At 46.0% G+C, this 21,494-nt stretch carries 18 protein-coding genes; 7 read left to right on the plus strand and 11 right to left on the minus strand.

Annotation, left to right across the window (positions count from 1 at the left end; genetic code table 11):
- The first annotated feature begins 8 nt into the window (after window positions 1-8).
- The 3 genes from T411_RS0106000 (at window position 9) to T411_RS0106010 (ending at window position 3,545) form a co-directional block, all read left to right on the plus strand.
- On the plus strand, window positions 9-1,415 hold the full coding sequence (locus T411_RS0106000) for an MDR family MFS transporter (RefSeq protein WP_000545341.1): 1,407 nt from the start codon (window positions 9-11) through the stop codon (window positions 1,413-1,415).
- Between the two features lie 155 nt (window positions 1,416-1,570).
- Window positions 1,571-3,085: a cryptochrome/deoxyribodipyrimidine photo-lyase family protein gene (locus T411_RS0106005; protein WP_000411507.1), complete on the plus strand. Its 1,515-nt coding sequence runs from the start codon at window positions 1,571-1,573 to the stop codon at window positions 3,083-3,085.
- A gap of 145 nt (window positions 3,086-3,230) precedes the next feature.
- Window positions 3,231-3,545, plus strand: a complete 315-nt coding sequence (locus tag T411_RS0106010) for a DMT family transporter (RefSeq protein ID WP_000312387.1) — start codon at window positions 3,231-3,233, stop codon at window positions 3,543-3,545.
- A 54-nt stretch (window positions 3,546-3,599) separates the two neighbouring features.
- Here T411_RS0106010 and T411_RS0106015 read toward each other — a convergent pair whose 3' ends face one another.
- From T411_RS0106015 to T411_RS0106060, 10 genes are read right to left on the minus strand one after another with little or no spacing between them, the layout of a single operon-like run.
- A complete protein-coding gene (locus tag T411_RS0106015) occupies window positions 3,600-4,835 on the minus strand; it encodes a methyl-accepting chemotaxis protein (RefSeq protein ID WP_000621946.1) in 1,236 nt (411 codons plus the stop codon).
- 7 nt (window positions 4,836-4,842) lie between these two features.
- Window positions 4,843-5,223, minus strand: coding sequence for a response regulator (locus T411_RS0106020; protein WP_000045526.1), 381 nt, complete (start codon window positions 5,221-5,223; stop codon window positions 4,843-4,845).
- Window positions 5,216-5,476, minus strand: coding sequence for a hypothetical protein (locus T411_RS0106025; protein WP_001143862.1), 261 nt, complete (start codon window positions 5,474-5,476; stop codon window positions 5,216-5,218). Before T411_RS0106025 ends, T411_RS0106020 begins: the two co-directional genes overlap by 8 nt.
- The gene (locus T411_RS0106030) at window positions 5,466-7,739 is read right to left on the minus strand and encodes a chemotaxis protein CheA (protein WP_001178898.1); all 2,274 of its coding nucleotides are present in this window, start codon (window positions 7,737-7,739) and stop codon (window positions 5,466-5,468) included. The genes T411_RS0106025 and T411_RS0106030 overlap by 11 nt, the downstream gene beginning before the upstream one ends.
- 8 nt (window positions 7,740-7,747) lie before the next feature.
- Entirely contained in the window at window positions 7,748-8,119 is a 372-nt protein-coding gene (locus tag T411_RS0106035; protein ID WP_000757478.1) for a response regulator, read from the minus strand.
- The gene (locus tag T411_RS0106040; RefSeq protein ID WP_001002907.1) at window positions 8,119-8,964 is read right to left on the minus strand and encodes a CheR family methyltransferase; all 846 of its coding nucleotides are present in this window, start codon (window positions 8,962-8,964) and stop codon (window positions 8,119-8,121) included. Before T411_RS0106040 ends, T411_RS0106035 begins: the two co-directional genes overlap by 1 nt.
- 10 nt (window positions 8,965-8,974) lie before the next feature.
- On the minus strand, window positions 8,975-9,631 hold the full coding sequence (locus T411_RS0106045; protein WP_000974697.1) for a HEAT repeat domain-containing protein: 657 nt from the start codon (window positions 9,629-9,631) through the stop codon (window positions 8,975-8,977).
- Window positions 9,618-10,694, minus strand: coding sequence for a chemotaxis-specific protein-glutamate methyltransferase CheB (gene cheB / locus T411_RS0106050; protein ID WP_000699597.1), 1,077 nt, complete (start codon window positions 10,692-10,694; stop codon window positions 9,618-9,620). The genes T411_RS0106045 and cheB overlap by 14 nt, the downstream gene beginning before the upstream one ends.
- 20 nt (window positions 10,695-10,714) lie before the next feature.
- Window positions 10,715-12,277 carry a chemotaxis protein CheW gene (locus T411_RS0106055; RefSeq protein WP_000200012.1) on the minus strand — a complete coding sequence of 521 codons (1,563 nt, stop codon included), beginning with the start codon at window positions 12,275-12,277 and terminating at the stop codon, window positions 10,715-10,717.
- Between the two features lie 12 nt (window positions 12,278-12,289).
- Window positions 12,290-14,215, minus strand: a complete 1,926-nt coding sequence (locus tag T411_RS0106060; RefSeq protein WP_001185437.1) for a methyl-accepting chemotaxis protein — start codon at window positions 14,213-14,215, stop codon at window positions 12,290-12,292.
- Window positions 14,216-14,806: 591 nt separating this feature from the next.
- Here T411_RS0106060 and T411_RS0106065 point away from each other — a divergent pair.
- The 3 genes from T411_RS0106065 to T411_RS0106075 all read left to right on the plus strand — a co-directional run bounded on the left by T411_RS0106065 (window position 14,807) and on the right by T411_RS0106075 (window position 19,268).
- Entirely contained in the window at window positions 14,807-16,498 is a 1,692-nt protein-coding gene (locus tag T411_RS0106065) for a methyl-accepting chemotaxis protein (protein ID WP_000870878.1), read from the plus strand.
- Window positions 16,499-16,594: 96 nt separating this feature from the next.
- Window positions 16,595-17,893, plus strand: coding sequence for a methyl-accepting chemotaxis protein (locus T411_RS1000000121485; RefSeq protein ID WP_001117419.1), 1,299 nt, complete (start codon window positions 16,595-16,597; stop codon window positions 17,891-17,893).
- Window positions 17,894-18,074: 181 nt separating this feature from the next.
- The gene (locus T411_RS0106075; protein WP_000010608.1) at window positions 18,075-19,268 is read left to right on the plus strand and encodes a DEAD/DEAH box helicase; all 1,194 of its coding nucleotides are present in this window, start codon (window positions 18,075-18,077) and stop codon (window positions 19,266-19,268) included.
- Window positions 19,269-19,326: 58 nt separating this feature from the next.
- Here T411_RS0106075 and vceR read toward each other — a convergent pair whose 3' ends face one another.
- Window positions 19,327-19,929: a TetR family multidrug efflux transcriptional regulator VceR gene (gene vceR, locus T411_RS0106080; RefSeq protein WP_001264144.1), complete on the minus strand. Its 603-nt coding sequence runs from the start codon at window positions 19,927-19,929 to the stop codon at window positions 19,327-19,329.
- A 106-nt stretch (window positions 19,930-20,035) separates the two neighbouring features.
- Here vceR and vceC point away from each other — a divergent pair, with 106 nt between their 5' ends.
- Window positions 20,036-21,490 carry a multidrug efflux MFS transporter outer membrane subunit VceC gene (gene vceC, locus T411_RS0106085; protein WP_000798634.1) on the plus strand — a complete coding sequence of 485 codons (1,455 nt, stop codon included), beginning with the start codon at window positions 20,036-20,038 and terminating at the stop codon, window positions 21,488-21,490.
- Window positions 21,491-21,494 lie beyond the last annotated feature (4 nt).

Here is a 21,494-nt window from a genome sequence, read left to right on the forward strand (position 1 = left end):
GAGAGCTCATGCATTTTGATCCTATTCCCGCTGCCGATGCCCCTCATCCGCGAATTATTTTTGCTAGCGTTGCGCTAGTGATTGCCCTTGGTTCACTAGAAAAAAGCATAGTGACCACACCGCTGGCCTTGATTGGGCAAGATCTCTCGGCGGGAACCGCCTTAACTTGGGTGATCACCGCCTACTTACTCGCCGCCACAGCCGTATTGCCTGTGTATGGCAAATTGAGCGATCTGTTTGGGCGTGTACGCATGCTCAATATCAGCATCGGTATTTTTATTGTTGGCTCAGCGATGTGTACCTTTGCCGTTGACTTACCAACCCTGATTGGGGCGCGAGTGGTGCAGGGAATTGGCGGCGGTGGTTTGATTGCTTTGGCGTTCACCGTGATTGCTGATTCCATTCCGGCGCGTGAAGTCGGCAAATACCAAGGCTATATTTCGGCGGTGTATGCGGTTTCCAGTGTCGCTGGCCCCTTGCTTGGCGGCTATTTTGCCGATCACCTCAGTTGGCGCTGGGTGTTTGGCATTAATTTACCGCTGGGAATGGTGGCTCTGTATATGGTCAACCGCCATCTCAGACACCTTAACCAAAAACGTCACAGTCGATTTGACTGGCTGGGCGCTGGGCTTTTAATGCTCACCACAACTTTGCTGCTGCTTCAGCTTTCCTCACACTCCTTTTTGCCTGCGGGGTGGGGAGCTTTTGCTCTGTTACTCTGCTTGGTGCTGTTAATCCTTGTGGAAAGACAGGTGAGTGACCCGATTTTGCCTGCGCGTTTGGCACGCTTACCCAGTTACCTGACCGCGATTGGTCTAATCATGGCCTCACAAATGTTGATGTTCGCGCTTTTGGTTTATATGCCGCTGCAATTGCAGTGGCAGAAAGGCTTTTCACCGTCGCAAAGTGGCACCGTGATGGTGATTTTCATGTTCAGTATCACCACCGGAGCTTATCTTGGTGGCAAATGGGTGGCTCGCTCAGGGCGATATAAAGCGCTGGTGGTGAGCGGTTTTCTGCTTGCTGCCGTCGCCATCTGGCAGATTCACTACGATTTGTGGGTTCATCTCTCGCTAGGTATTGGCGGCCTTGGGCTTGGTTTCACTCTGCCTTCTCTTAATGTGGTGGTACAGAGTGTGTTGCCTGCCCGTGATAGGGGTATTGGCATGTCACTGTTTAACTTTGGTCGTGAGCTTGGCGGCGCACTCGGGGTGGCGTTCTGTTCTGCGCTGTTTTATCTGCGTGTGCCGCAAAGTGTCACGGTAAGTGAGCATGGCAGCCAAGCCTCATCAGTAACGCCTGATGTGCTCGCCCAAGGTTTTAGTTTGGTGTACATCGGCATGAGTGCGTTGGCGGTTGTGGCGATGATACTGACCGCTTGGCGTTTACGTAAAGATGCGCTGAAAGGGCACTAGCCTCTCTCTGTGTTCAATAGAAAATAAGGTGATAAATAGAAAACTCGGTAATAGGCAGAAAGTGAGGTAATAGAAAGAGAAGCGATAGATAGAACACGGGAGCGATCTTTTCCTCTTCTGTCGCGTACAAACGGCAGAGAAAACAAGGAAAGAGTATGGAAAAGATCAATCTGGTGTGGCTCAAGCGTGACCTAAGGCTGACCGATCACGCGCCATTACAAGCGGCGTTAACTTCGGGGCGACCGACGTTACTACTCTATCTGTTTGAGCCAATGCTGCTTGGCGATGCGCATTACAGCGAACGACACTGGCGCTTTGTGTGGCAATCATTGCAAGCCATCAATCGTGATTTGGCGCAGAGCAAAGGGGAGGTGTTGATCGTCACATCCGATTGGCAAACCTGCTTTGCACGTATTGCTGAGCGCTACGCCATTGAGGCGATTTATTCTCATCAAGAAGTCGGTTTAGCCTGCACTTTTCAGCGCGATCTTGCGCTGGCACAGTGGTGCCAGCAACACGACATCGTCTGGCATGAATTTCCTTATGCTGCCGTGATCCGCGGGGCGCAAACCCGAAAAAATTGGGATGAACATTGGCAGCAAGTAATGCGCTCCCCTTGCTGCGATCCTGATTTAACACGCGCCAATTGGCTGAAGCTGGATGCCGCAACGCTTGGTTTGCGCAGCGATATCCCTGCCACATGGCAGAGTAAACAAGCGGGCATGCAAACTGGTGGCAGTGATATGGCGTGGGCGACGCTGGAGGATTTTTTCGTGCGTCGAGGGCGAGAGTATTACCGCTCCATCTCAAGTCCGAGCTTAGCGCGCCACGCGTGCTCGCGGATGTCGCCTTATCTTGCGTGGGGAAATATCTCACTGCGGGAGATGTATCAAACTTTGCTCAAACACTGGTCGGTAGCGGGATTTCGCCGCAGCCTGATTGCGCTTTCATCACGTCTGCATTGGCACTGTCACTTTATCCAAAAATTTGAATCAGAATGTGAGATGGAGTTTCGCTGCGTCAACCGCGCTTATGATTCACTCTTACAGCAATCAAGCGATGCCCCCGCCGCGCAGTTAGCGGCTTGGCAAACTGGGCACACCGGCATTCCACTGGTCGATGCCTGTATGCGTTGCTTAATTCAAACCGGATACCTCAATTTTCGCATGCGCGCGATGTTGGTGAGCGTGTTAACTCATCATATGAATGTGGATTGGCGAGCGGGCGTGACTTATTTGGCGCAACTGTTCCTCGATTTTGAACCGGGCATTCATTATCCGCAGTTTCAAATGCAAGCAGGGGTCACGGGTACCAATACTATCCGCATTTATAACCCGACCAAGCAAGCACAAGAGCATGACAGCGAAGGGCAGTTTATTCACAAATGGGTGCCAGAGTTGGCGCAAGTGCCTGTACCGCTGCTCTTTGAACCCTGGCTGATGACACCGCTTGAAGCGCAGATGTATCAAGTACCGCTTGAGAGCCCTTACCTCAAGCCGGTGATGGATTTGGAAGCCAGTGCCAAGCAAGCACGGGATCGCTTATGGCAGTGGCAGAAACTGCCTGCGGTACAAGCCGAAGCGATGCGTATCCTCGCGCGCCATGTGCGGCAAGCTAAACCGAGAACTTCGCCGCGCCAACCCAACAAGCGTCAACCGGAGATGGATTAACACGGCTTTGCGAGTTTTGCATCGCGCCAAGCCAAGCTAGCCAAGACCCGTAAGCTTTGCTAGTCTTAGCGGCACATCAGGAAGTGAGGACGACCTCACCGCTCCATCTTTTCTTCGGGGACGACCCCATATATGAGGTGTATATATGGCGTGGTTAATCCTCTTTCTCGCCGGTATTTGTGAAATCGCTTGGGCTATTGGCCTCAAATACAGTGAAGGTTTTAGCAAACCGCTGGCTTCTGTCGCTACCTTATCGGCGCTGGTCATTAGTTTTGTGTTACTCGGGATCGCGTTGCGCACTCTGCCTCTTGGCGTGGCTTACGGCATTTGGGTGGGAATTGGCGCAGTAGGAACGGCACTGGCTGCCGCATTTTTGTTTGGCGAAACCTTAACCTTGATTAAGCTGTTCAGTTTATTTCTGATCATCGCGGGTATTGCTGGACTCAAAATGAGTGCTTAACGGCAGAAGTTAGTATAAAGCCAGAGCCGTGAGTTTCGGCTCTGGCTAGTTAGGCTAGAACAGCTCAATTTTCGGTAATGGATTTGAAGTGGATAACGTCGATTGCTTTGTGCTGTTCATATCTGAATCGCGATAGTTACAGTGTCTTTCAAAGTCGTGCCTATACTCCAATGACAGGCGGCGCAGGGTTTCTGTGTATTCTAGTTCCCGATGGCGCAGATCATTGAGGCGCATACCGTTAAAGACATCACCCACCAATAAGTGTTTTTCACGCATTAAAGCTTCGATGCTATCGAGCTTTTGACGGACGATGTCTTGGAACTGAGTACAGGCCATACTACCGCTGATATTTTTCTCAAGATCATTGTTGTACAACATGATTTGGGTGATTTGTCGTTCGCTTAATTCACGAACAGAAGAGAAACTTTGTCTTAAGCTTTGTACGGACTCAATCATCATATCAGCTTTGATGTTTTGCTCGCTGCTCTCTTTATTGGCGACTTCAAAACGTTGAGTCACTTCTGCACGAAGGCTTTCTATTTCTTCGCTAATTTGTGAGGCTGCCTCACCAGCTCTCTGAGCAAGATGTCGCACTTCATCTGCGACAACAGCAAAGCCACGTCCCATTTCACCACTGCGAGCTGCTTCGATAGCGGCATTCAAGGCGAGTAGATTGGTCTCATTAGCAATTTTTGAAATGACTTCGGTGATCTCGTTAAGTCCCATGACTCGGTTTAATACATCATTAACCTGTTTGCGCTCGGTTTGGATATTGCTCATCAGGCTGCGAGTACTATCGGCTAGATTTGAGATAACTAAGGTGTGTTCATCTAAGCTCGATACCATATTTTGTGAATCGAACTCCATGTCTTTGAGGTAGTGAGTAAAATTAGCGGCTGCGTGATCCAATGAGCAAATGTGATTGAGAATATCCTCAGTGGCTTTTTGTGCATCAGAATTTACGTTCTCAATATGATCCGCGACTAAGCCATTGAGATCGCGATATTCATCGATCCAATCGCAAATGGCAGAAACGGTTTCTTTTTGTTTCATGGTTTCTTGTTCATGGATTTGTTGTAGGAAACGCACAAAAAGATTGCCCTGAGAGAAAACCAAAGCGGTCATCGTTAAGATAAGTGCGGTTATCGCAAACGGTAGATAAAACCATTGCGGAGTCCAGTATCGAACCAGTTCTAAGCCCAACAGAAGCACTGTGCAGCTTAGAGTGATAGTGAAGAAAAGATAGCGTTTTTTATTATTCTCTAGCCGTTCAAATAGGTAACGAATCATAACGACCTCACGAAATACTACCTGGGAGAACTTGTTGAATCACGGCTTTCAATTGATCTCCCGTTACGGGCTTAACTAAATAACCTGTTGCACCTTTGGCGCGAGCCTCATTGCGTTTGGCTTGTTCTTGTTCTGTAGTGAGCACTAAAATTGGGGTAAAGCGATATGAAGCAATCGCACGAATTTTGCTAATCAACTCAATACCATCCATACGAGGCATATTGATGTCGGTAATGATGAGGTTGACTTTTAGACCACCTTTGAGTCGAGTTTCTGCTTCAACGCCATCTTTTGCTTTCTCGACTTGGAAACCCAGTTTAGAGAGCATGGCATCGACACTCATAAGAACAGTACTAGAGTCATCAACAATCAGAATGCTTTTAGACATTATTATTTTCTCCTTTTCCGATGATGTTGGCCGCCGATAACCAAACTTTAAGTTCGGGATCATTGGGCAACACAGTCACGCGAGGCTTCTCAAACATTAGTGCTTGTAATACCGCTGAGTGCACATGTTTGCAGTGCTTTAAATTAACACTAGACCCTGGTGTCGATTCCATCCATGTTAATAATGTTTCTGCCTCTTCAACTCCGACGTGATCGACTAAATAGGCCACTCGGTTTTTATATTCAACGGGCATGTTTTACTACCTCCTCAGTATCGAGCACTAAAAGGACACGCCCATCTCCCATAATGGCGGCACCACGGTAGATGGAGAATGTGGCCAAAGCACCCTCAAGAGGTTTGATGATGACATCTTGTCCCTCTTGTAATCGATCTACGGCAAGTCCCAATACATCATCACCCACACGGACAACAAGAATAGGTTGGATGTCGGGATAAATTTGGGCAGAGTTCATCTCAAACGCACGCTTGAGATACAAAATAGGCACAGTTTCACCGCGTAAAATGAACGTATCGAGATTTTTTACACGGCGAATGTCTTTGTGTCGGGAAATTTTTAACGTTTGGATAACCGATTCAATGGGAATAGCAAAGGACTGCTGCTCAAGTTCAAACATCATGACGCGTGAAATGGTCATAGAAAGTGGCAGGATCATGGTAATTTCACTGCCTTTCCCCGGCTCTGAGGAGAGTGTGAGAGTGCCGCCGTTGCGTTCAATAGCCGTACGAACTGCATCCATACCCACACCGCGTCCTGAGAGATCACTGACTTGTTCAACCGTTGAAAAGCCGGGTTCAAAGATCAAGTGAATAATCTCTTGTTGGCTCATCCGCTCAAGTTTGCTCGCTTCCACTAACCCGCGTTCCAAAGCTTTGGTTTTGACGCGTTCGACATCAACGCCTTTACCATCATCACTCATCTTGATGATGACAGAATCATCAAGAGTAAAAGCGCTTAGAGTAATTTTTCCTGTTGGATTCTTCCCTTGTTCGCGACGTATGTCGGGTGATTCTATTCCGTGATCGAGGGCATTACGGATCAGATGCACTAAAGGTTCGGAGAGATCTTCAACAATACTTTTATCTGCCTCAGTGTCTTCACCTTCGATGATCAGATCGACTTGTTTACCCAGTTTGCGTGAGATATCGCGGATCAAGCGTGGGTAGCGTTGAAAAACGGTCGCAAGTGGTACCATGCGGACCTGCATCACAACAGACTGTAGGTCTTCAGCAAGACGCGATATCACACTCTGTTCTGCTTTAATATCTTGTGCAAGTTTACGAACACCAAACTCATTTTCTGCACGATAGGCGAGATATTGCATCGAGTTTTTCGCAACAATCAGCTCACCGACCAAATCCATCAATAAATCGACTTTTTCCTGATCCACCTTCAGTGTTTTTATCTGTTTTTTCTTCACCTTGTCTAACTGCTCGTTAACCGTGATAGCGGAGGGTTGAGCAGGTTCATTTTCGCATTTATCGATGATGGCGGTTCGATGAGCAAAAGAGAGTAAAATGTTATCAAACAAGGTGATAAGTTCATCGGCCGAGACAGATTCTGGCAAGGGAGCAGGGCGATCACTGATTTGTTGGCTCAGGGCACAGTAGAGATTTTTAATCGATAAGAAGGTACCAGCACGTACGGATTCCGAAACTTGTTCTTCTCTAAGCAACGCGATTTGTTGTTTAACAATTCGCTCGACATATTGTGTGCGCTGATCAATCGGTGCTGTGGGTAGGTTGTCCGATTGAATGCGGTAAAGGCGGTATTGGCCTTCTATCGGAGCAAGTTGCTGCTCTAGGTCTTTTTTCGCTGATTGAGTCAGCAGCAGAAACTGCATTTGAGCCTGATAGGTATCGAAAGGCTCAGAATCTGGGATGAGCACTACTTTACGCCAAGAGACCTTTTCAACACTACGCATCCAAGCCAATGGGTCGTCCCCAGAGAAAAAGCACTGTTTATCGGGGGTATAAATCAAGAGTAAAGCATCGGGATGTTCCAAAAGCGCTTCTACATCGTTGAAGCAATCTCGTCCTAATAGCTCCGTTAATTCACTGATGGATAGGGTGGCCGTCTCTTCTTGCGCCGCTACGGCAGGGGTAGGCGTGTGTGTTGGCGCGGCTTGAGTTAAAGGTGCTAACTGAGCAATCATCTGTTTACTGATCGATACCGCCTCTGCTGAGAGCTCTTGGTGTTGTTCTAACTCTTCAATCCATAAGAGAAATTGGTCGCAGCAGCCCAACATCAGGTCAAGCATTGTGCCGTTTAAAGCCACATGTCCATCACGCACTTTTTGCATCAAATCTTCCATTCGATGCGCTAATTGGGTGAAAGGCGCAATATTATCGAGAATACCTGAGGCTCCCTTTACGGTATGTATTTCTCGGAATAACTCGTTAATGATGGCTTTGTCATCGGGATTCGCTTCTAACGCAAGTAGACCTCGTGCCGCGGATTCAATTAAATCTCGGCTCTCGATGATGAAGTTTTGCATTATTGGGTTCATTTCAACCCCCCAAGCATCAAGGTAACAGTTTGTTGTAATTCTTCAGGATTCACAGGTTTCACCATATACAAGTTCGCTCCCATATGAATACCTTGTTGTCTATCGCTTTCTTGGGATTCGGTTGAGATCATGACAGTCGGAATGCCCGCCAGCTCAGGGCGACAGCGTATTTCCCGAACGAGAGTAAAGCCATCCATCTTGGGCATATTGATATCCACCAGAAATAGGTCAACGGGCATTTCTAGCGCTCGTTCTAAGGCTTCAACACCATTACTGGCTTCTAAAATGAATATTCCGATCTCTTCGAGTAAAGCTTTGTGATACATACGCACCGTAGAAGCGTCATCAACGACCATTACTTTTTTCATCACTTTTTCCCCTTGTGCGGTTTGTAGTATCCCGTTGATTTACGAAAGCGTTTTACATGAAAAATTGAGGATATACGGCTCATCGACTCTGAGTGGCCGAGGAAGAGAACACCACCGGGATTGAGTTGCTCGTAAAAAGATTCCACTGCGTTACGGCGCGAAATATCATCAAAATAAATCAACAGATTTCGGCAAAAAATAACATCCATAGCGCCTAATTTTTGAACTTCTGCTCGGTTGTTGAGGTTAGTTTGAGTAAAACGTACCGATTGACGAATATCGTCAATTAATTGGTAACTGCCATCAGCCCGTAAGCTGAAATATTTGTTGAGAGAACTATTGGGTAAATTTTTAACAGAACGAGCACTGAAAATACCTTGTGCTGCTTTTTGTAAAATGCCGGTATCAATATCTGAGGCGATAATTTCAATATCGACCTGTTCTAGCTTTGGCCAATGTTCCAGTAAAAACAGCACAATTGAATAGGGCTCTTCGCCACTAGAACAGGGCATAGACCATATGCGTATTAGCTCACCTGGCCTATGGCGTACGATGTCATCCAAAACCTCTTCAACCAAGGACTCCAACTGACTGATCTCGCGGAAAAAATAGGTTTCATTGACGGTGAGTGCGTTGATAACGGCTTGCAGCTCTTCTCCGCTGGCTTGAAAGCGTAGATAAGTAAAATAACCACGAAAACTTTGGTGTTCGGTTAATTCAATGCGCTGTAATAAGCGTTTATCAACAAAATAACGTTTGCTGTTCTCAAAAAAAATGCCTGTTTTTTGATAAAAATAATCACGGAATCGGCAGAAGTCAGTATCGGTAATGACAATCTCATTCATAATGCTGACCTTAGGTATTTAACCGTTTGATAGCCACATCACAGGCAAAAACGAGATAGGGTACATGAGAAAATCGTTGCTTGACCTCCCCCAATATCGTCGAGAAGTTAGGGTCTGAGAGCTGAGCGACTCTGTCGATCGCTGTACCAATCACATTAATGTGTTCTTCGTGCTGGAGGACTTGCATTAACCATTCTGGCACCGATTGATGAGGTAAAAGCCCGATAATATCGATAGCAAAGATCCGAACATCAGGATCTTGATGGTTCAGTAAATCCTGAATGTGCCTTTCCAGCTGTTGCGGGCTATGTTGTAAAATCTCAATCGCTTGATTACGTAAATAGGGAGCTTCTGAATCGAGCAGGGGGATCAAACGAGTCGTGATTTCATCATTGTTTCGGATGGCTAACAGTGAGAAAACAGCATCACTGCAAGGGTTTTGTTCTGTATCGCGATCGAGCAAAGTAAATAAAGCCGCTTGATGTTGTTGAAACTCAACTGAGTCCGCAGCTTCCAACTGATGAATCGCACGTAAAATTTGCTCGAGGTCATCACCTTGTAGAGCTTCCATCAGCGCTTCTGCGCTCAGCACATCGATCTGCTCGGGAGTAGAAGGTATCTCAATATTTGGGTTGTCTGTAGCAGCGCTGCGTTTAATGATTGCCATAGTGAAGCTCCCTACTGGACTGTCTCACCACTTCGGTCATCAGATAAGCTAAGTGCTCTGGAGTTCCTGTTGGAATATGGGGTACACGTTTAAGTAATGCTTCCGGCATACTGGGGACTACGCAGGTTGTGGGTTCTTGGGCAAAAACAATACCGTTTCCTTGAGCAACCTGAGCCATTTCATTGGCACCGTCGTCGCCCATTCCCGTTAGCATGACGCACAATAAGTTATCTTCTCCACAAGTGCGTATGGCGCTGGCAACCAGTTTGGAGACGCTGGGATGCCATGAAAAATGGCTATCATTTGGCGTGGGCATGGCAGCCAATTTACCATCACGTAGCGTGACAATGCAGTCTCGGTCACCCTTACAAACATAAACGGTACCAGCCTCAAGCACTAAAGCACGGTTAATCTCTTTCACGGGTTGTTGCAGATGGCGATTAAGCCTTTGTGCAAAGGCGGCAGTGAAGCTCTCTGGCATGTGTTGGTTAACAATAATAGGTAATGAGAAATCGGCGGGCAGATGGCGCAGTATCGTTTCAACAGTGCCGGGCCCTCCTGTCGAAACCCCCATGATCGCAAGCTGGTGGTCTTCATTATTTTCCACCACAGGTGACTTATGTTTGTGCTCTACTTCTGCTGGTGATACCGAAAGCTGCGTGTGAACTTTGACTCTCATTTTCGCTGCCGCGCGAACTTTTTCACGGATCAATGGTGCGACTTCTTGTAATCGACCGCAGATAGTGCCTCCGGGTTTGGCGACAAAGTCTACCGCACCAAGATAAAGCGCTTCGAGCGTTGTAATGGCACCTTCATGGGTGAGGGATGAGAGCATGACAATTGGCAAGGGACGTTCAACCATGATTTGCGTAAGGCAAGTTAGACCATCCATGTTGGGCATATTGATGTCTAACGTCATCACATCCGGTTGCCATTTCATCACTTTGTCGATGGCATCCATACCATCACGTGCTGTTTTAATCTGGGCATTCGGAATGTTTTGCAATATGTCGCTAATGGTGGTGCGCATTAACGCAGAATCATCGACAACTAAAATCTTCATGTTCCCTCCAGCCTTAAAACTTAGCTATCCATATCGTTTGCAGCCATGTGTAACTTGTACATCTCGGTATTACTGATCAATTGATCGGCGGACAGTACTCCTATCATTCGAGGGCTGAGATTGACCATTTGGCGCATTAGTTGTGCTTGCTCTTCGCTCAACACGGGCGCATCTTCCAGCTGGGATTCCGGTATTCTTAATACTTCACTGACGGAATCGACGATAAAACCTGTTGAAATCTTCTCAAAATTCACAACTAAGATACGTTGGCGTTCATGGCGTGCCATCTCGGGTAGATGAAAACGCTTACGCATATCGACGATAGGTAAAACGTTACCGCGTAAATTAATCACTCCTTCGATAAAATCATCGGTTTTAGGAACGCGGCTGATATTTTCTGGAATACGGATAATTTCTTGTACGGTATGAATGGAGATGCCAAATTCTTCTTTATCCAACTTAAAAATCACCAACTGCATGTCGGTATTGTCATCTTCTAGGATACTTACATCGTCGATCGTCGACATATCAGTTCCTTCCTGTGGGTAAGCTTCGGAGAATTGATCTACGATTTGAGCGTCAAAAAGTTGCTCTACAGAAATAACGCTGAGTGTGCGTCGGCCATCATCAAGATTACAAATGGCCGAAATGTCATTGGCTTGTCCCATCTTGCTCATGATTTCTGGAACGCTATCCATCACGTCCACATGCAGGCGTATGACTTCGCGTACGGCATCCACCACAACCCCCACGGGAAGCCGCTCTTTCTCTGAGAGGGATATATTCACCACCAAGACACGGTGACTATCACTAAAGCTAATGCTGGGTAATCCAAACAGCGTTCTCAGACTGACCAATGGGAGCGTTTTGCCACGTAAATTGATCACTCCAAGAATGGCGGATTCAGTAAGAGGGACCTTGGTGATAATCTCGGGTATACGCACAATTTCTTGAGTGTCCTCTAGTGGAAAGGCGTATTCTTGCCCATCTACCATGCAGCACACGAGCTGTCGCATGTCTTCATCATCATCTCGTTCTTCATCGGTCACATCCCCAAAATGAGACTGAGAAGAGAGGTGGTTAAAACGCTGCGTGCTTAATTCCAATTCTTCTTCGACAGAGTTGTCTAACAAACGATGACAATTCAGTACTTGGATAATCTGATTATCCGAGTGAATGGTGTTGGTAATTAAGGTTGGGTCAATTTTGCCGCCCGCGGTATTGGTCGGCTTTATCATCTCAGGGTCAGGGGTTGCGACATTCACAACACGATCGACGGTGAATCCAATCTTGGTCTTGCCAATTGTAATGACAATCACTCGCGTGGCTTCCGTCGCAGAGGTTCTGTCCATGCACAGTAAAGTCCGTAGACACAGAACGGGAAGAATTTGTCCTCTTAAGTTGGATAATCCAATCAAATAACTGGGAGTGAGTGGTACTGAAAACGTAGTTGGGAGACGGATAATTTCTTCCACTTCTTGCATGTGTAAAGCAAAAAGCTCATCACCCAGCATGAAATTGACATACTGTGTGAGGTTCTCTTCATGCTCAAGTTCGTTGTCTACAAGGGCTTCACTGGTCATAGTTCACCTCAATCAGATTGATTGAAGTTCATCGGCAACGGCGGCAATATTTTCAATTGCGGATGCCAGCTCCGAAGTACTTGAGCTTTGCTGACGAGCCGCAGTAGCGGCTTCACCCGTTGCATGAGAGGATTCTTCGGCTGCAGTGGCAATTTGTTGCATTCCCGCGCGTGCATCAGCAATCGAACGCTCGATGCCCTCGGCACTTTCAGAAATACGTTTACTTCCTAACACCACATCACTCATCCTAGAGCGAACATTATCCAGTTGTTTGATGGTCAGAGCTGCTTTTTGAGCCTCTTCCATCACTGTCGAAAGGATGTCAGCTAAATCTTTACGAACAATGTTGATTTGCTCTTGGATATTCTTAACTTGATCTTTGATTTGTTCAGCGTTTTCAGCAGCATCGTTGGCGAGGTTTTGAATATCGGTAGAAACAACAGCAAAACCTTTTCCATATTCACCTGCGCGTGCTGCCTCGACAGCACCATTCACAGCCAACATGGCGGTTTGAATGGAGACATTGGAAATACCATCGACGATTTTATCGATCTGTCGCGAAATACGTTCAATATTCGCCATTTCATTCAGATTTTCCGTTGCAGCTTTGGTAGATTCCGTAATGGCTAAGATCATCTCGTCAACAGTAGTTTTGTTTTCTTCTATACCTGTCAACATTTTCTCGCAAGCTTTCAGGCTGCTTTCTGCGCGTTCTTTACCAAGGCGAGCTCCTTGTTCTATCTGCGTTAAGCTAGTGATCCCGGTTTCAACCGACTTGGCCATATGTTGTGCACCAGAGCTGATCTGGTTGAGTGCACCCATAATTTCATTCGATGAGCGGTTGATCTCTTCAATGCCAGCAGAGAGCTCTTCGGCAGCGGCAGCGACTTCTTCAGATGATTTAACGATATCGGTGGATGTGCGTAGCTCATCGGTTAATTCATCAAGTGACTGAGCTGCTGTGACAGCACCATCAAGCGCGATTTGTTGTTGATCTAGACTTTTTAAGCTCTCTTCACAGGCGGCCGACTGTTCTTGAGCGGCTTGTGAGACAGATTCGGAACCTTTTAAGGCAATAACTGCTGCAGAAGACATCTCATCCGCAGCTTTCAATAACACTTCTGAATCTTTCACTAAATCAACCATTTCATTGCGAATGAGCGTAAGTTGTTTATTGACGACATGGCCTTTCTGAACTTCACTTTCTGCTTTTTGAGAGCTTGATTTCACTCCGTTTGAAACCATTTCCGCACCGTTAGAAATGTCCTTGATGAGACTTTCAATGTTGGCCGCATTTTTTTCGGCCTTCTCAGCTAAGGTTCTAACTGTATCGGCCACCACCGCAAACCCTTTCCCATGTTTACCTGCACGACCCGCTTCAATCGCCGCATTCAACGCCAATAAGTTAGTTTGATCCGCGATATGTATGACTTGTTTCACTGCATCATTAATTTTGGCTGCTTGTTCGGAAAGTTCGATCATTCGTTTGACCGAATCGTTTTGTCGTTCTGAAGAGGTTTGGACGTTCGATACCATCTCATTGATTTTATTAGCCACATCAACAATATCTTGTTCGAGTTTAGTCAAAATTTGCTTAGATTGAGTGGCATAGGTGGCTTGTTCATTGATGAAGTTATTCATCTGTGATACCGCCGTTTCACTTTGTTTTGTAGCCGATGAAGATTCTTCCGCACCCACCGCAATCTGTTCCATAGAGCTACGTAGTTGAGTCATGGCAGAAGAACTTTCTTCTAATCCAGCCAATAATTCTGCTGTAGCAGAAGCCACTCGTTCGGCAGCTTGTTGTTTTCTGGCTAATGTTCTTGCTTGGCGACGCAAATCATCAGCTTCTTTTTTGGGGGCATTAGCCGAAGTGCTATGGTTGCTCGGACTAAATGATGAGCTAGCACTGGTAGTGATATGTTTCTTGAGCGCCATGGAAAACCTCGTTGTTTGCCATTGATGTAACAGATGTAATCCATCTCCAAAATGAGATATTCATCCAAGATGTTAGATCAGTATAGACAATGATTTAAATTTTCCAGTTTCAAACTAATTAAATTTAAACTAATTAAAAACAAGGATTTACTTTATTTTTATTGAGGATAGGGAAGAGGATTTGAGCCAAATCTGCATCGATATTTTTTAGTTGATATTTTTATAATTGTTTGCTCTTGAATTTCAAGATTTTCCAACTATGTTGCATATGTCTCTATCGATGATTTGCTCTAGATGCAAAGCTTTACATGTTCATTAAACTAAAGTGGTAACTTATTTATATTCTTATTAAACAATGAATTAGATGAATTGTGGTGAACGGGTTTAAGCATTCTTTGTTTCATAATCTAAAATACTTAAGCAAAGGCTTAAATTTAAAACAAACAAAAAGAAAAATTTGTACTAGAGGTTAGTACCTCGCGTCGGCTAGCGGTTTTTTCTATCTACTTAAAGGCTTTGATGCCGAGTAGGTTGAGACACTTTTGGAGCCATATTTTATGGCATGTGACATGGAACGTGAGGCGCACTGTGATGAAATGGTTTAATAATTTATCGATTACCCAAAAAATGATTGCTCTGGTTGGGTGTTTACTTGCTCTAACGTTAATGGTTTCCACTTATTCTATTACTAAGATGAAACGAGTAGCGGTTGAGATAGAGGCGATAGCTCACGATAACTTACCTTTAGCCAAATTGATGACCGACATGACCGTTCATCAACTCGAAGGGGCGATTACTCTTGAACGAGTCTTCCGCGCAGCAGGCATCGAAAGTAGTCAAGGCAAGCAGCAGCAAAATCAGTATCAAGCACAGCTCATGGAGTTAGTGAATAAATTCAAGCAAGAATTTAACCAATCTCGTCAACTACTTGAATCTTCTATAGAACATACGATTTCCCCCTCAATACGTAGCTATCTGGCTAATCTAGAGCAAGACCTTGACTCATTAGGTCGTGAACATGAAGAATTTGAAAGAAAGCTCAATGAGTTGCTGAATGAACTTCGTTCTGGCAGAGAGGTTAAATTATTAGTAGCAGATGCCGAGCAGATTGAACAATTACAAATCAGCCTAGATCAGCGTTTAATCGATATTCTGCGTAAAATCGAGCAAGCAACTGAGCAATCTGTCTTAGTGACAGAGCAAGAAGAACGTGAGGCGCTATGGGGAATGATTTATTTAAGCGCCTTTGCGATTTTATTCGGGTTAATTCTCGGGTTTGCGTTTAGTAAACAAATCGTTATGGCGATTGCTAGAGCCCGTAAGTTGGCCAATGAAATGGCTGAAGGAAATTTTAGCAAGCGAGCTAAAGTCACTACAGGTGACGAAATTGGCCAGCTCATTACCAGTATGAATACCATGGCTCAATCTCTGAGCCACATCGTCGGTGAGGTAATAGACAGAGCAAATACGATTGCCTCAACCGTGACACAACTTGCTTCTTCGGCAGAAAGCAATAAGAAGTCAGTACAACAGCAGCAAGCCAATACAGAACAAGTCACCAGCGCAATGGCGCAAATGGCAATCACGATTACGGAAGTGGCGAGCAGTGCGGAAGAGTCCTCCGCTGCGACAGCAAGGGCACAGGAAAATGCACGCTACAGCTGCGATGTCTTGGGTAAAACTGAGACGGTTTCTAGTCAATTGGTTGCTAATGCCCAGCAATCACAGCAAATGATTGTTGAGTTAGAGGCCAGTACTCGGCAGATCGAAAGTTTTGTGTTAGTCGTAGAAGGAATTTCGGAACAAACTAACCTACTGGCTTTAAATGCAGCGATCGAAGCGGCGCGTGCCGGTGAACAAGGCCGTGGATTTGCTGTGGTTGCGGATGAGGTGCGAGCTCTGGCATCTCGCAGCCAACAGGCAACACATGAAATTAAGGGCTTGATCCAGACCTTAGTGGAACGTGCGCAATCGGCTACTAAGATGATTGACTCAAGCGATCGTCAGATAGAAGAAAGCTTTTCATCGATTACCGCCGCAAAAAAACAGCTCGATTCGATTAATCTTGCTCTTCTAGAACTCACGTCCGCCAATACCCAAGTAGCGGCAGCCAGTGAGGAACAATCGGTTGCCGCAGATGAGATTAGCCACAACATGACGGATATTCGCGATGCTGGGGAAACCATCATGCTCAGTGCACAAGAAACGGCTCAAGCGAGTGAAGAGTTGGCACAACAAGCCCAAGGATTAAAATTATTGATGGGACGCTTTGTTATTTCGTAACAGTGTGTTGTCACTAAACGAGTAGAGTATTACAAACATAAAAGATAAGGCTCTCTACTATAATGAGTTTGAGAGTCATTGATTTGGAAGCCATTTATGCCATTTTGGAAAAAAGCTGCCGCCCAATCAGAGGTGGAACAACACAATCATGACAGCGACATTGTCTCTGCACTTAAAAGGAACCTTGCGTATATCGAGTTTGATCCGCAAGGCAAAATTTTAGATGCAAACGCACTTTTTTTGAGCGCAATGGGGTACACCAAAGAAGAAGTGATTGGTCAACATCACAAAATTTTTTGTGATCCCGAGACTGTTAACTCCTTGGAATATGCACAATTTTGGAAAAGCCTAGCCCAAGGACAAGCGCAACGAAAAATGTTTCACCGACTCAAGAAAGATGGTTCGAGTATCTGGATAGAGGCAACGTATATGCCAGTACGTAATCGTGCGGGCGATGTATATAAGGTGACTAAAGTTGCCCATGATGTGACGAAATCCAAAATTACGGCGGACAAGCAGGCTGCGGTATTTCATGCTCTGGATCGTTCATCAGCCATGATTCAGTTTAATCCGGATGGAACCATCAAAGAGGCGAATGAGAACTTTCTCAAAGCCACGGGTTATCGACTGGAAGAGATTGTTGGCAAACATCACCGTATGTTTTGTGATGACCGTTTCTATAAAGAAAATCCAAACTTTTGGCGTGAGCTCGCAAGAGGGGAGTTTAAATCCGGTTTATTCCATCGGCGCACTCGCCACGGTCAAGATCTTTGGTTAGAGGCGACGTATAACCCGATTTTTAATGATGCAGGTGTCGTGACTCAAGTTGTTAAATTTGCTTCAGATGTTACAGATCAAGTGTTAAAAGCTCATGCAACCAAAGAAGCGTCGCAAATGGCTCAGCAAACGTCTGCAGAAACGGTTCGTGTGGCAGAGTCGGGGCGCGAGATGATTGATGCTGCGGCAACGATAGCGAGTGGTATTACAGAGTCAATTGCGGGTGCAAATGCATTGATGACGGACCTCTCATCTCAATCTCAGAGAATCACGCAAATAGTCACAACCATCAACAAAATTGCTGAGCAGACCAATTTGTTAGCTTTAAATGCCGCCATTGAGGCCGCTCGAGCAGGTGAATATGGACGTGGTTTTGCTGTAGTGGCTGATGAGGTGCGCAGTTTAGCGTCGAATACCAGTCAAGCAACTAGCGAAATTGACAACATTGTTAAACGCAACAGCCAACTCACCGAACAGTCAGGGCAAACCATGGAGCAGATCCAAGCCAAAGTCACTGAATTCAATCATATGCTGCAACAAACCCAGTCTTTGATTGAGCAAATTCAGCATGCAGCGGAAAATGTACAAAAAACGGTGAGTAATATTGTGGATGAATAAGATGAGCCGGAAAGCCATCCAGTAGTAAGCCTAAACCATGGCTTCATTCATCATCTCATGTTGAAACAATAGCGTTGTAAGAAGAAAAAACACAGCGGTTGCTTAGGTTAGTGTTAGAATCTGACCCTTCTATATTTAGGCTAGACCTCTGTTAGGTCTGGCAGTAAGCTCGAGTAAATTCATGTCTTTTTCTCAACTTGGATTAAGTGACGTTCTGGTACAAACCGTAGCGCAACTTGGTTACCAAAAACCGACCCATATTCAAACCCAAGCGATTCCAGTGATTTTGCAGGGACGTGATCTGATTGCCGCTGCGCAAACAGGCACGGGTAAAACCGCCAGTTTCGTCCTGCCTATTTTGGAAAAACTGCGCCAAGGGCAAACGCAACGTAAAAAACGTGTCCGCGCCTTGATTTTAGTGCCAACCCGCGAGCTTGCGATGCAAGTGGCGGAAAAAGTAGAGCAATACGGTAAAGACACGGGCTTAAAGAGCCTTGCTGTGTTTGGTGGCGTCGATGAACAAGCACAGAAGCAGCGCTTGATTGATGGCGTGGATGTGCTGGTGGCCACACCGGGGCGTTTGATGGATCTCTATGGGCAACGCGCCGTCTATTTCGAAGAGATAGAAATGGTGGTACTCGACGAAGCCGACCGCATGCTGGATATGGGTTTTATTGAGTCGATCAACAAAATCATTGACTGCCTGCCGAGTGAAGTACAGTTTCTGCTTTTTTCCGCGACACTGTCACGTAAAGTGCGTGAGTTAGCGAAAACCGCAGTACGCGATCCGCATGAAATCAGTATTGCCGCCAACCAAGCCTCAAAAAGCAATATCAGCCAATGGCTGATCACCGTCGATAAAGACACCAAATCCGCATTGTTGAGCCATTTAATCAATGAGCAGCAGTGGGATCAGGCATTGATTTTTATTGAAACCAAACATGGTGCAGCCAAGCTCGTTTCTCAACTTGAAAAGCGGGGCATCCATGCGGAAGCGTTTCATAGTGGCCGTAGCCAAGCCATTCGCGCCCAACTGCTTGAAGATTTTAAGTCAGGAAAAATCAAATACTTGGTCGCAACAGGTGTCGCAGCACGCGGCATTGATATTGACCAGCTATCGCGTGTAGTGAACTACGATTTGCCCTTCCCAGCCGATGAATATGTCCACCGAATCGGTCGAACAGGGCGCGCAGAGGCTGTCGGCGAAGCCATTTCGTTTGTCTCAAAAGACAACTTCAAAAATCTGTGCATGATTGAAAGCCGCTTAGGCCATTTGATTGAGCGTCGCGTGGTAGAAGGCTTTGAGCCGAAAAAGCCCGTGCCGATTTCGATTTTGAACTATGTGCCCAAACATAAGCGTGCGGTGCAAGATTAATACGAACACTTCAGAAAAAGCCGGGAATTTCCCGGCTTTTTCTATTCTATTTTTCAGTTCAATCAGCTGCGTACAGGCATAAAAAGGCCTCTACCGCGCGTTGGGTCGTAGCTTTAAGTTCACTTGAGGTCGGTTTTTCAATCGCACCTAATGAAAAGGGCTCAAAATATTGTGCAGATAGCAACGCTTTGAAATGCATGGCGGCGATCCAAGGATCACACTCTTTCAGTGAACCACATTCAATTTGGCACGTAATGTAGCGACTTAAACGAGCCCAACCTCGTTTCGGGCCATTTTCATAAAAATGTCTGCCGATTGCAGATCGGTCGGCTTCATGAATCGCCATTCGATAGATGGACATCGCATCTTGCGTTAAAACCGAGTTCAAAAAATTGTAACCAAATTCTAATAAGGCGGGTTTTAACTCTCGATTATGGTCAAGTGAGAGGAAAGAGAGGGCGATTTGCTCTGTCGCTGATGACTCCATAACCGCCGTGAAAATCTCTTCTTTCGAGCTGAAATAGTTGTATAACGTGGCCTTCGAGCCCCCTAGCATCTTCGCAATATGCGACATGGAAGTCTGTTCAAAACCTTGTTTTGTAAAGGAATCTTTAGCAATCTCTAGAATTGCTTGCCTTTTTTCTTCACTTTTTACCCGCATGAGTTCATCTATTTCCAGTTAGAAATTGTGGATAAGTTTCCCTTGACGGTTTCCTTCTGTCAAGAGTATAACTGTACGGTACGGTTTAGTTATAAGGTTTTCAAATGTGAAAAATAGCGTTCAAACGGTAGGTTTGTTGCATAAAGCAGCGCCTTATTTTACGGCTTCTCTATTGAGTGCTTTCGTTTTAACGGGTTGCTCAGTACCCGATCATTACCCTGATCTTGCGACGATGTGGGAAGCGAATGAGCTTAGCTCGACAAACACATTTTCTCACCAAGCTGAAATGGACTGGCCATCAGTGAATTGGTGGCAACGCTATCAAGATGCACAATTAAACCATCTGATTGAGGAAGCGTTGCAGCACTCACCATCGTTAGAGATGGCAATGGCTCGGCTTAAAGGGGCACAAGGTTTTGCTCGTCAAGCAGGCGCAATTCGATCATTTGATCTCGGGTTAGCGGCATCCGCCACGGAAAGTAAAGTCAGTGAACGTTATCAATCTGCTACGCCTCCCGATGGTTGGAATGACTATGGCACTCTAACCTTGAATTTTCAGTATGACTTTGACTTTTGGGGAAAAAATCGCGCAGCGGTTGTTGCGGCGACTTCCGAGCTTGCTGCCGCTGAGGCAGAGAGTGTGGCTGCGCGTTTGATGATCAGCACATCGATTGCTAATGCTTATGCCGAATTAGCTCGTCTTTATGCCAATCAAGAGACCGTGCATGCCGCGCTACAAGTGCGCAACAAAACCGTTGAGCTTTTAGAAAAACGTTATGCCAATGGCTTAGAAACGCTAGGTTCTGTCAGCCAAGCGAAAGCGGTTGCTGCGAGTGTGGAAGCGGAGTTGCTTGGTATTCAAGAATCGATCCAATTACAGAAAAATGCTTTGGCCGCTTTGGTGGGGCAAGGGCCTGATCGCGCTGCATCGATTGAAGAACCCCATATCACCTTGACCTCTCGTTATGGCTTGCCGTCGGAGGCTGGCGTTGGATTACTGGGGCATCGTGCTGATATCACCGCTGCGCGTTGGCGGGCAGAAGCCGCAGCACAGCAAGTCGGTATTGCGCAAGCACAATTCTATCCAGATGTCACTTTGTCAGCGTTTATTGGTTATCAGGCATTTGGTCTGGATCATTTGTTTGATAGTGGTAATGACGCAGGTGCAATTGGGCCTGCGATCTACTTACCACTATTTACGGGTGGGCGTTTAGAGGGGCAGTTGACTTCGGCAGAAGCTCGTTACCAAGAAGCGGTCGCTCAATACAATGGCACGTTAGTGCAAGCCTTGCATGAAATCGCCGATGTGGTGACCAGTAGCCAAGCTCTGCAAGCGCGAATTAATAAAACCGAACAAGCCGTACAGCAAGCTGAACAAGCACTGCATATCGCGACGAACCGTTATCAAGGCGGTTTAGCCACCTATCTCGATGTTTTGGTAGCTGAAGAGTCTTTACTCAATAACCAAAGAGCATTGGTCAATTTGCAGTCACGCGCTTTTAGTTTAGATCTTGCGCTGATCCATGCGCTAGGCGGCGGTTTTGAAACAACAGAATCTTAATAGG

The sequence above is a fragment of the Vibrio cholerae ATCC 14035 genome (assembly GCF_000621645.1).
Taxonomy (GTDB): domain Bacteria; phylum Pseudomonadota; class Gammaproteobacteria; order Enterobacterales; family Vibrionaceae; genus Vibrio; species Vibrio cholerae.

Excerpts from the sequence above, each read along its gene's own strand:
- T411_RS0106000 (WP_000545341.1), top strand. The coding sequence starts at position 9 with ATGCATTTTGATCCTATTCCCGCTGCCGATGCCCCTCATCCGCGAATT.
- T411_RS0106005 (WP_000411507.1), top strand. The coding sequence starts at position 1,571 with ATGGAAAAGATCAATCTGGTGTGGCTCAAGCGTGACCTAAGGCTGACC.
- T411_RS0106010 (WP_000312387.1), top strand. The coding sequence starts at position 3,231 with ATGGCGTGGTTAATCCTCTTTCTCGCCGGTATTTGTGAAATCGCTTGG.
- T411_RS0106015 (WP_000621946.1), bottom strand. The coding sequence starts at position 4,835 with ATGATTCGTTACCTATTTGAACGGCTAGAGAATAATAAAAAACGCTAT.
- T411_RS0106020 (WP_000045526.1), bottom strand. The coding sequence starts at position 5,223 with ATGTCTAAAAGCATTCTGATTGTTGATGACTCTAGTACTGTTCTTATG.
- T411_RS0106025 (WP_001143862.1), bottom strand. The coding sequence starts at position 5,476 with ATGCCCGTTGAATATAAAAACCGAGTGGCCTATTTAGTCGATCACGTC.
- T411_RS0106030 (WP_001178898.1), bottom strand. The coding sequence starts at position 7,739 with ATGCAAAACTTCATCATCGAGAGCCGAGATTTAATTGAATCCGCGGCA.
- T411_RS0106035 (WP_000757478.1), bottom strand. The coding sequence starts at position 8,119 with ATGAAAAAAGTAATGGTCGTTGATGACGCTTCTACGGTGCGTATGTAT.
- T411_RS0106040 (WP_001002907.1), bottom strand. The coding sequence starts at position 8,964 with ATGAATGAGATTGTCATTACCGATACTGACTTCTGCCGATTCCGTGAT.
- T411_RS0106045 (WP_000974697.1), bottom strand. The coding sequence starts at position 9,631 with ATGGCAATCATTAAACGCAGCGCTGCTACAGACAACCCAAATATTGAG.
- cheB (WP_000699597.1), bottom strand. The coding sequence starts at position 10,694 with ATGAAGATTTTAGTTGTCGATGATTCTGCGTTAATGCGCACCACCATT.
- T411_RS0106055 (WP_000200012.1), bottom strand. The coding sequence starts at position 12,277 with ATGACCAGTGAAGCCCTTGTAGACAACGAACTTGAGCATGAAGAGAAC.
- T411_RS0106060 (WP_001185437.1), bottom strand. The coding sequence starts at position 14,215 with ATGGCGCTCAAGAAACATATCACTACCAGTGCTAGCTCATCATTTAGT.
- T411_RS0106065 (WP_000870878.1), top strand. The coding sequence starts at position 14,807 with ATGAAATGGTTTAATAATTTATCGATTACCCAAAAAATGATTGCTCTG.
- T411_RS1000000121485 (WP_001117419.1), top strand. The coding sequence starts at position 16,595 with ATGCCATTTTGGAAAAAAGCTGCCGCCCAATCAGAGGTGGAACAACAC.
- T411_RS0106075 (WP_000010608.1), top strand. The coding sequence starts at position 18,075 with ATGTCTTTTTCTCAACTTGGATTAAGTGACGTTCTGGTACAAACCGTA.
- vceR (WP_001264144.1), bottom strand. The coding sequence starts at position 19,929 with ATGCGGGTAAAAAGTGAAGAAAAAAGGCAAGCAATTCTAGAGATTGCT.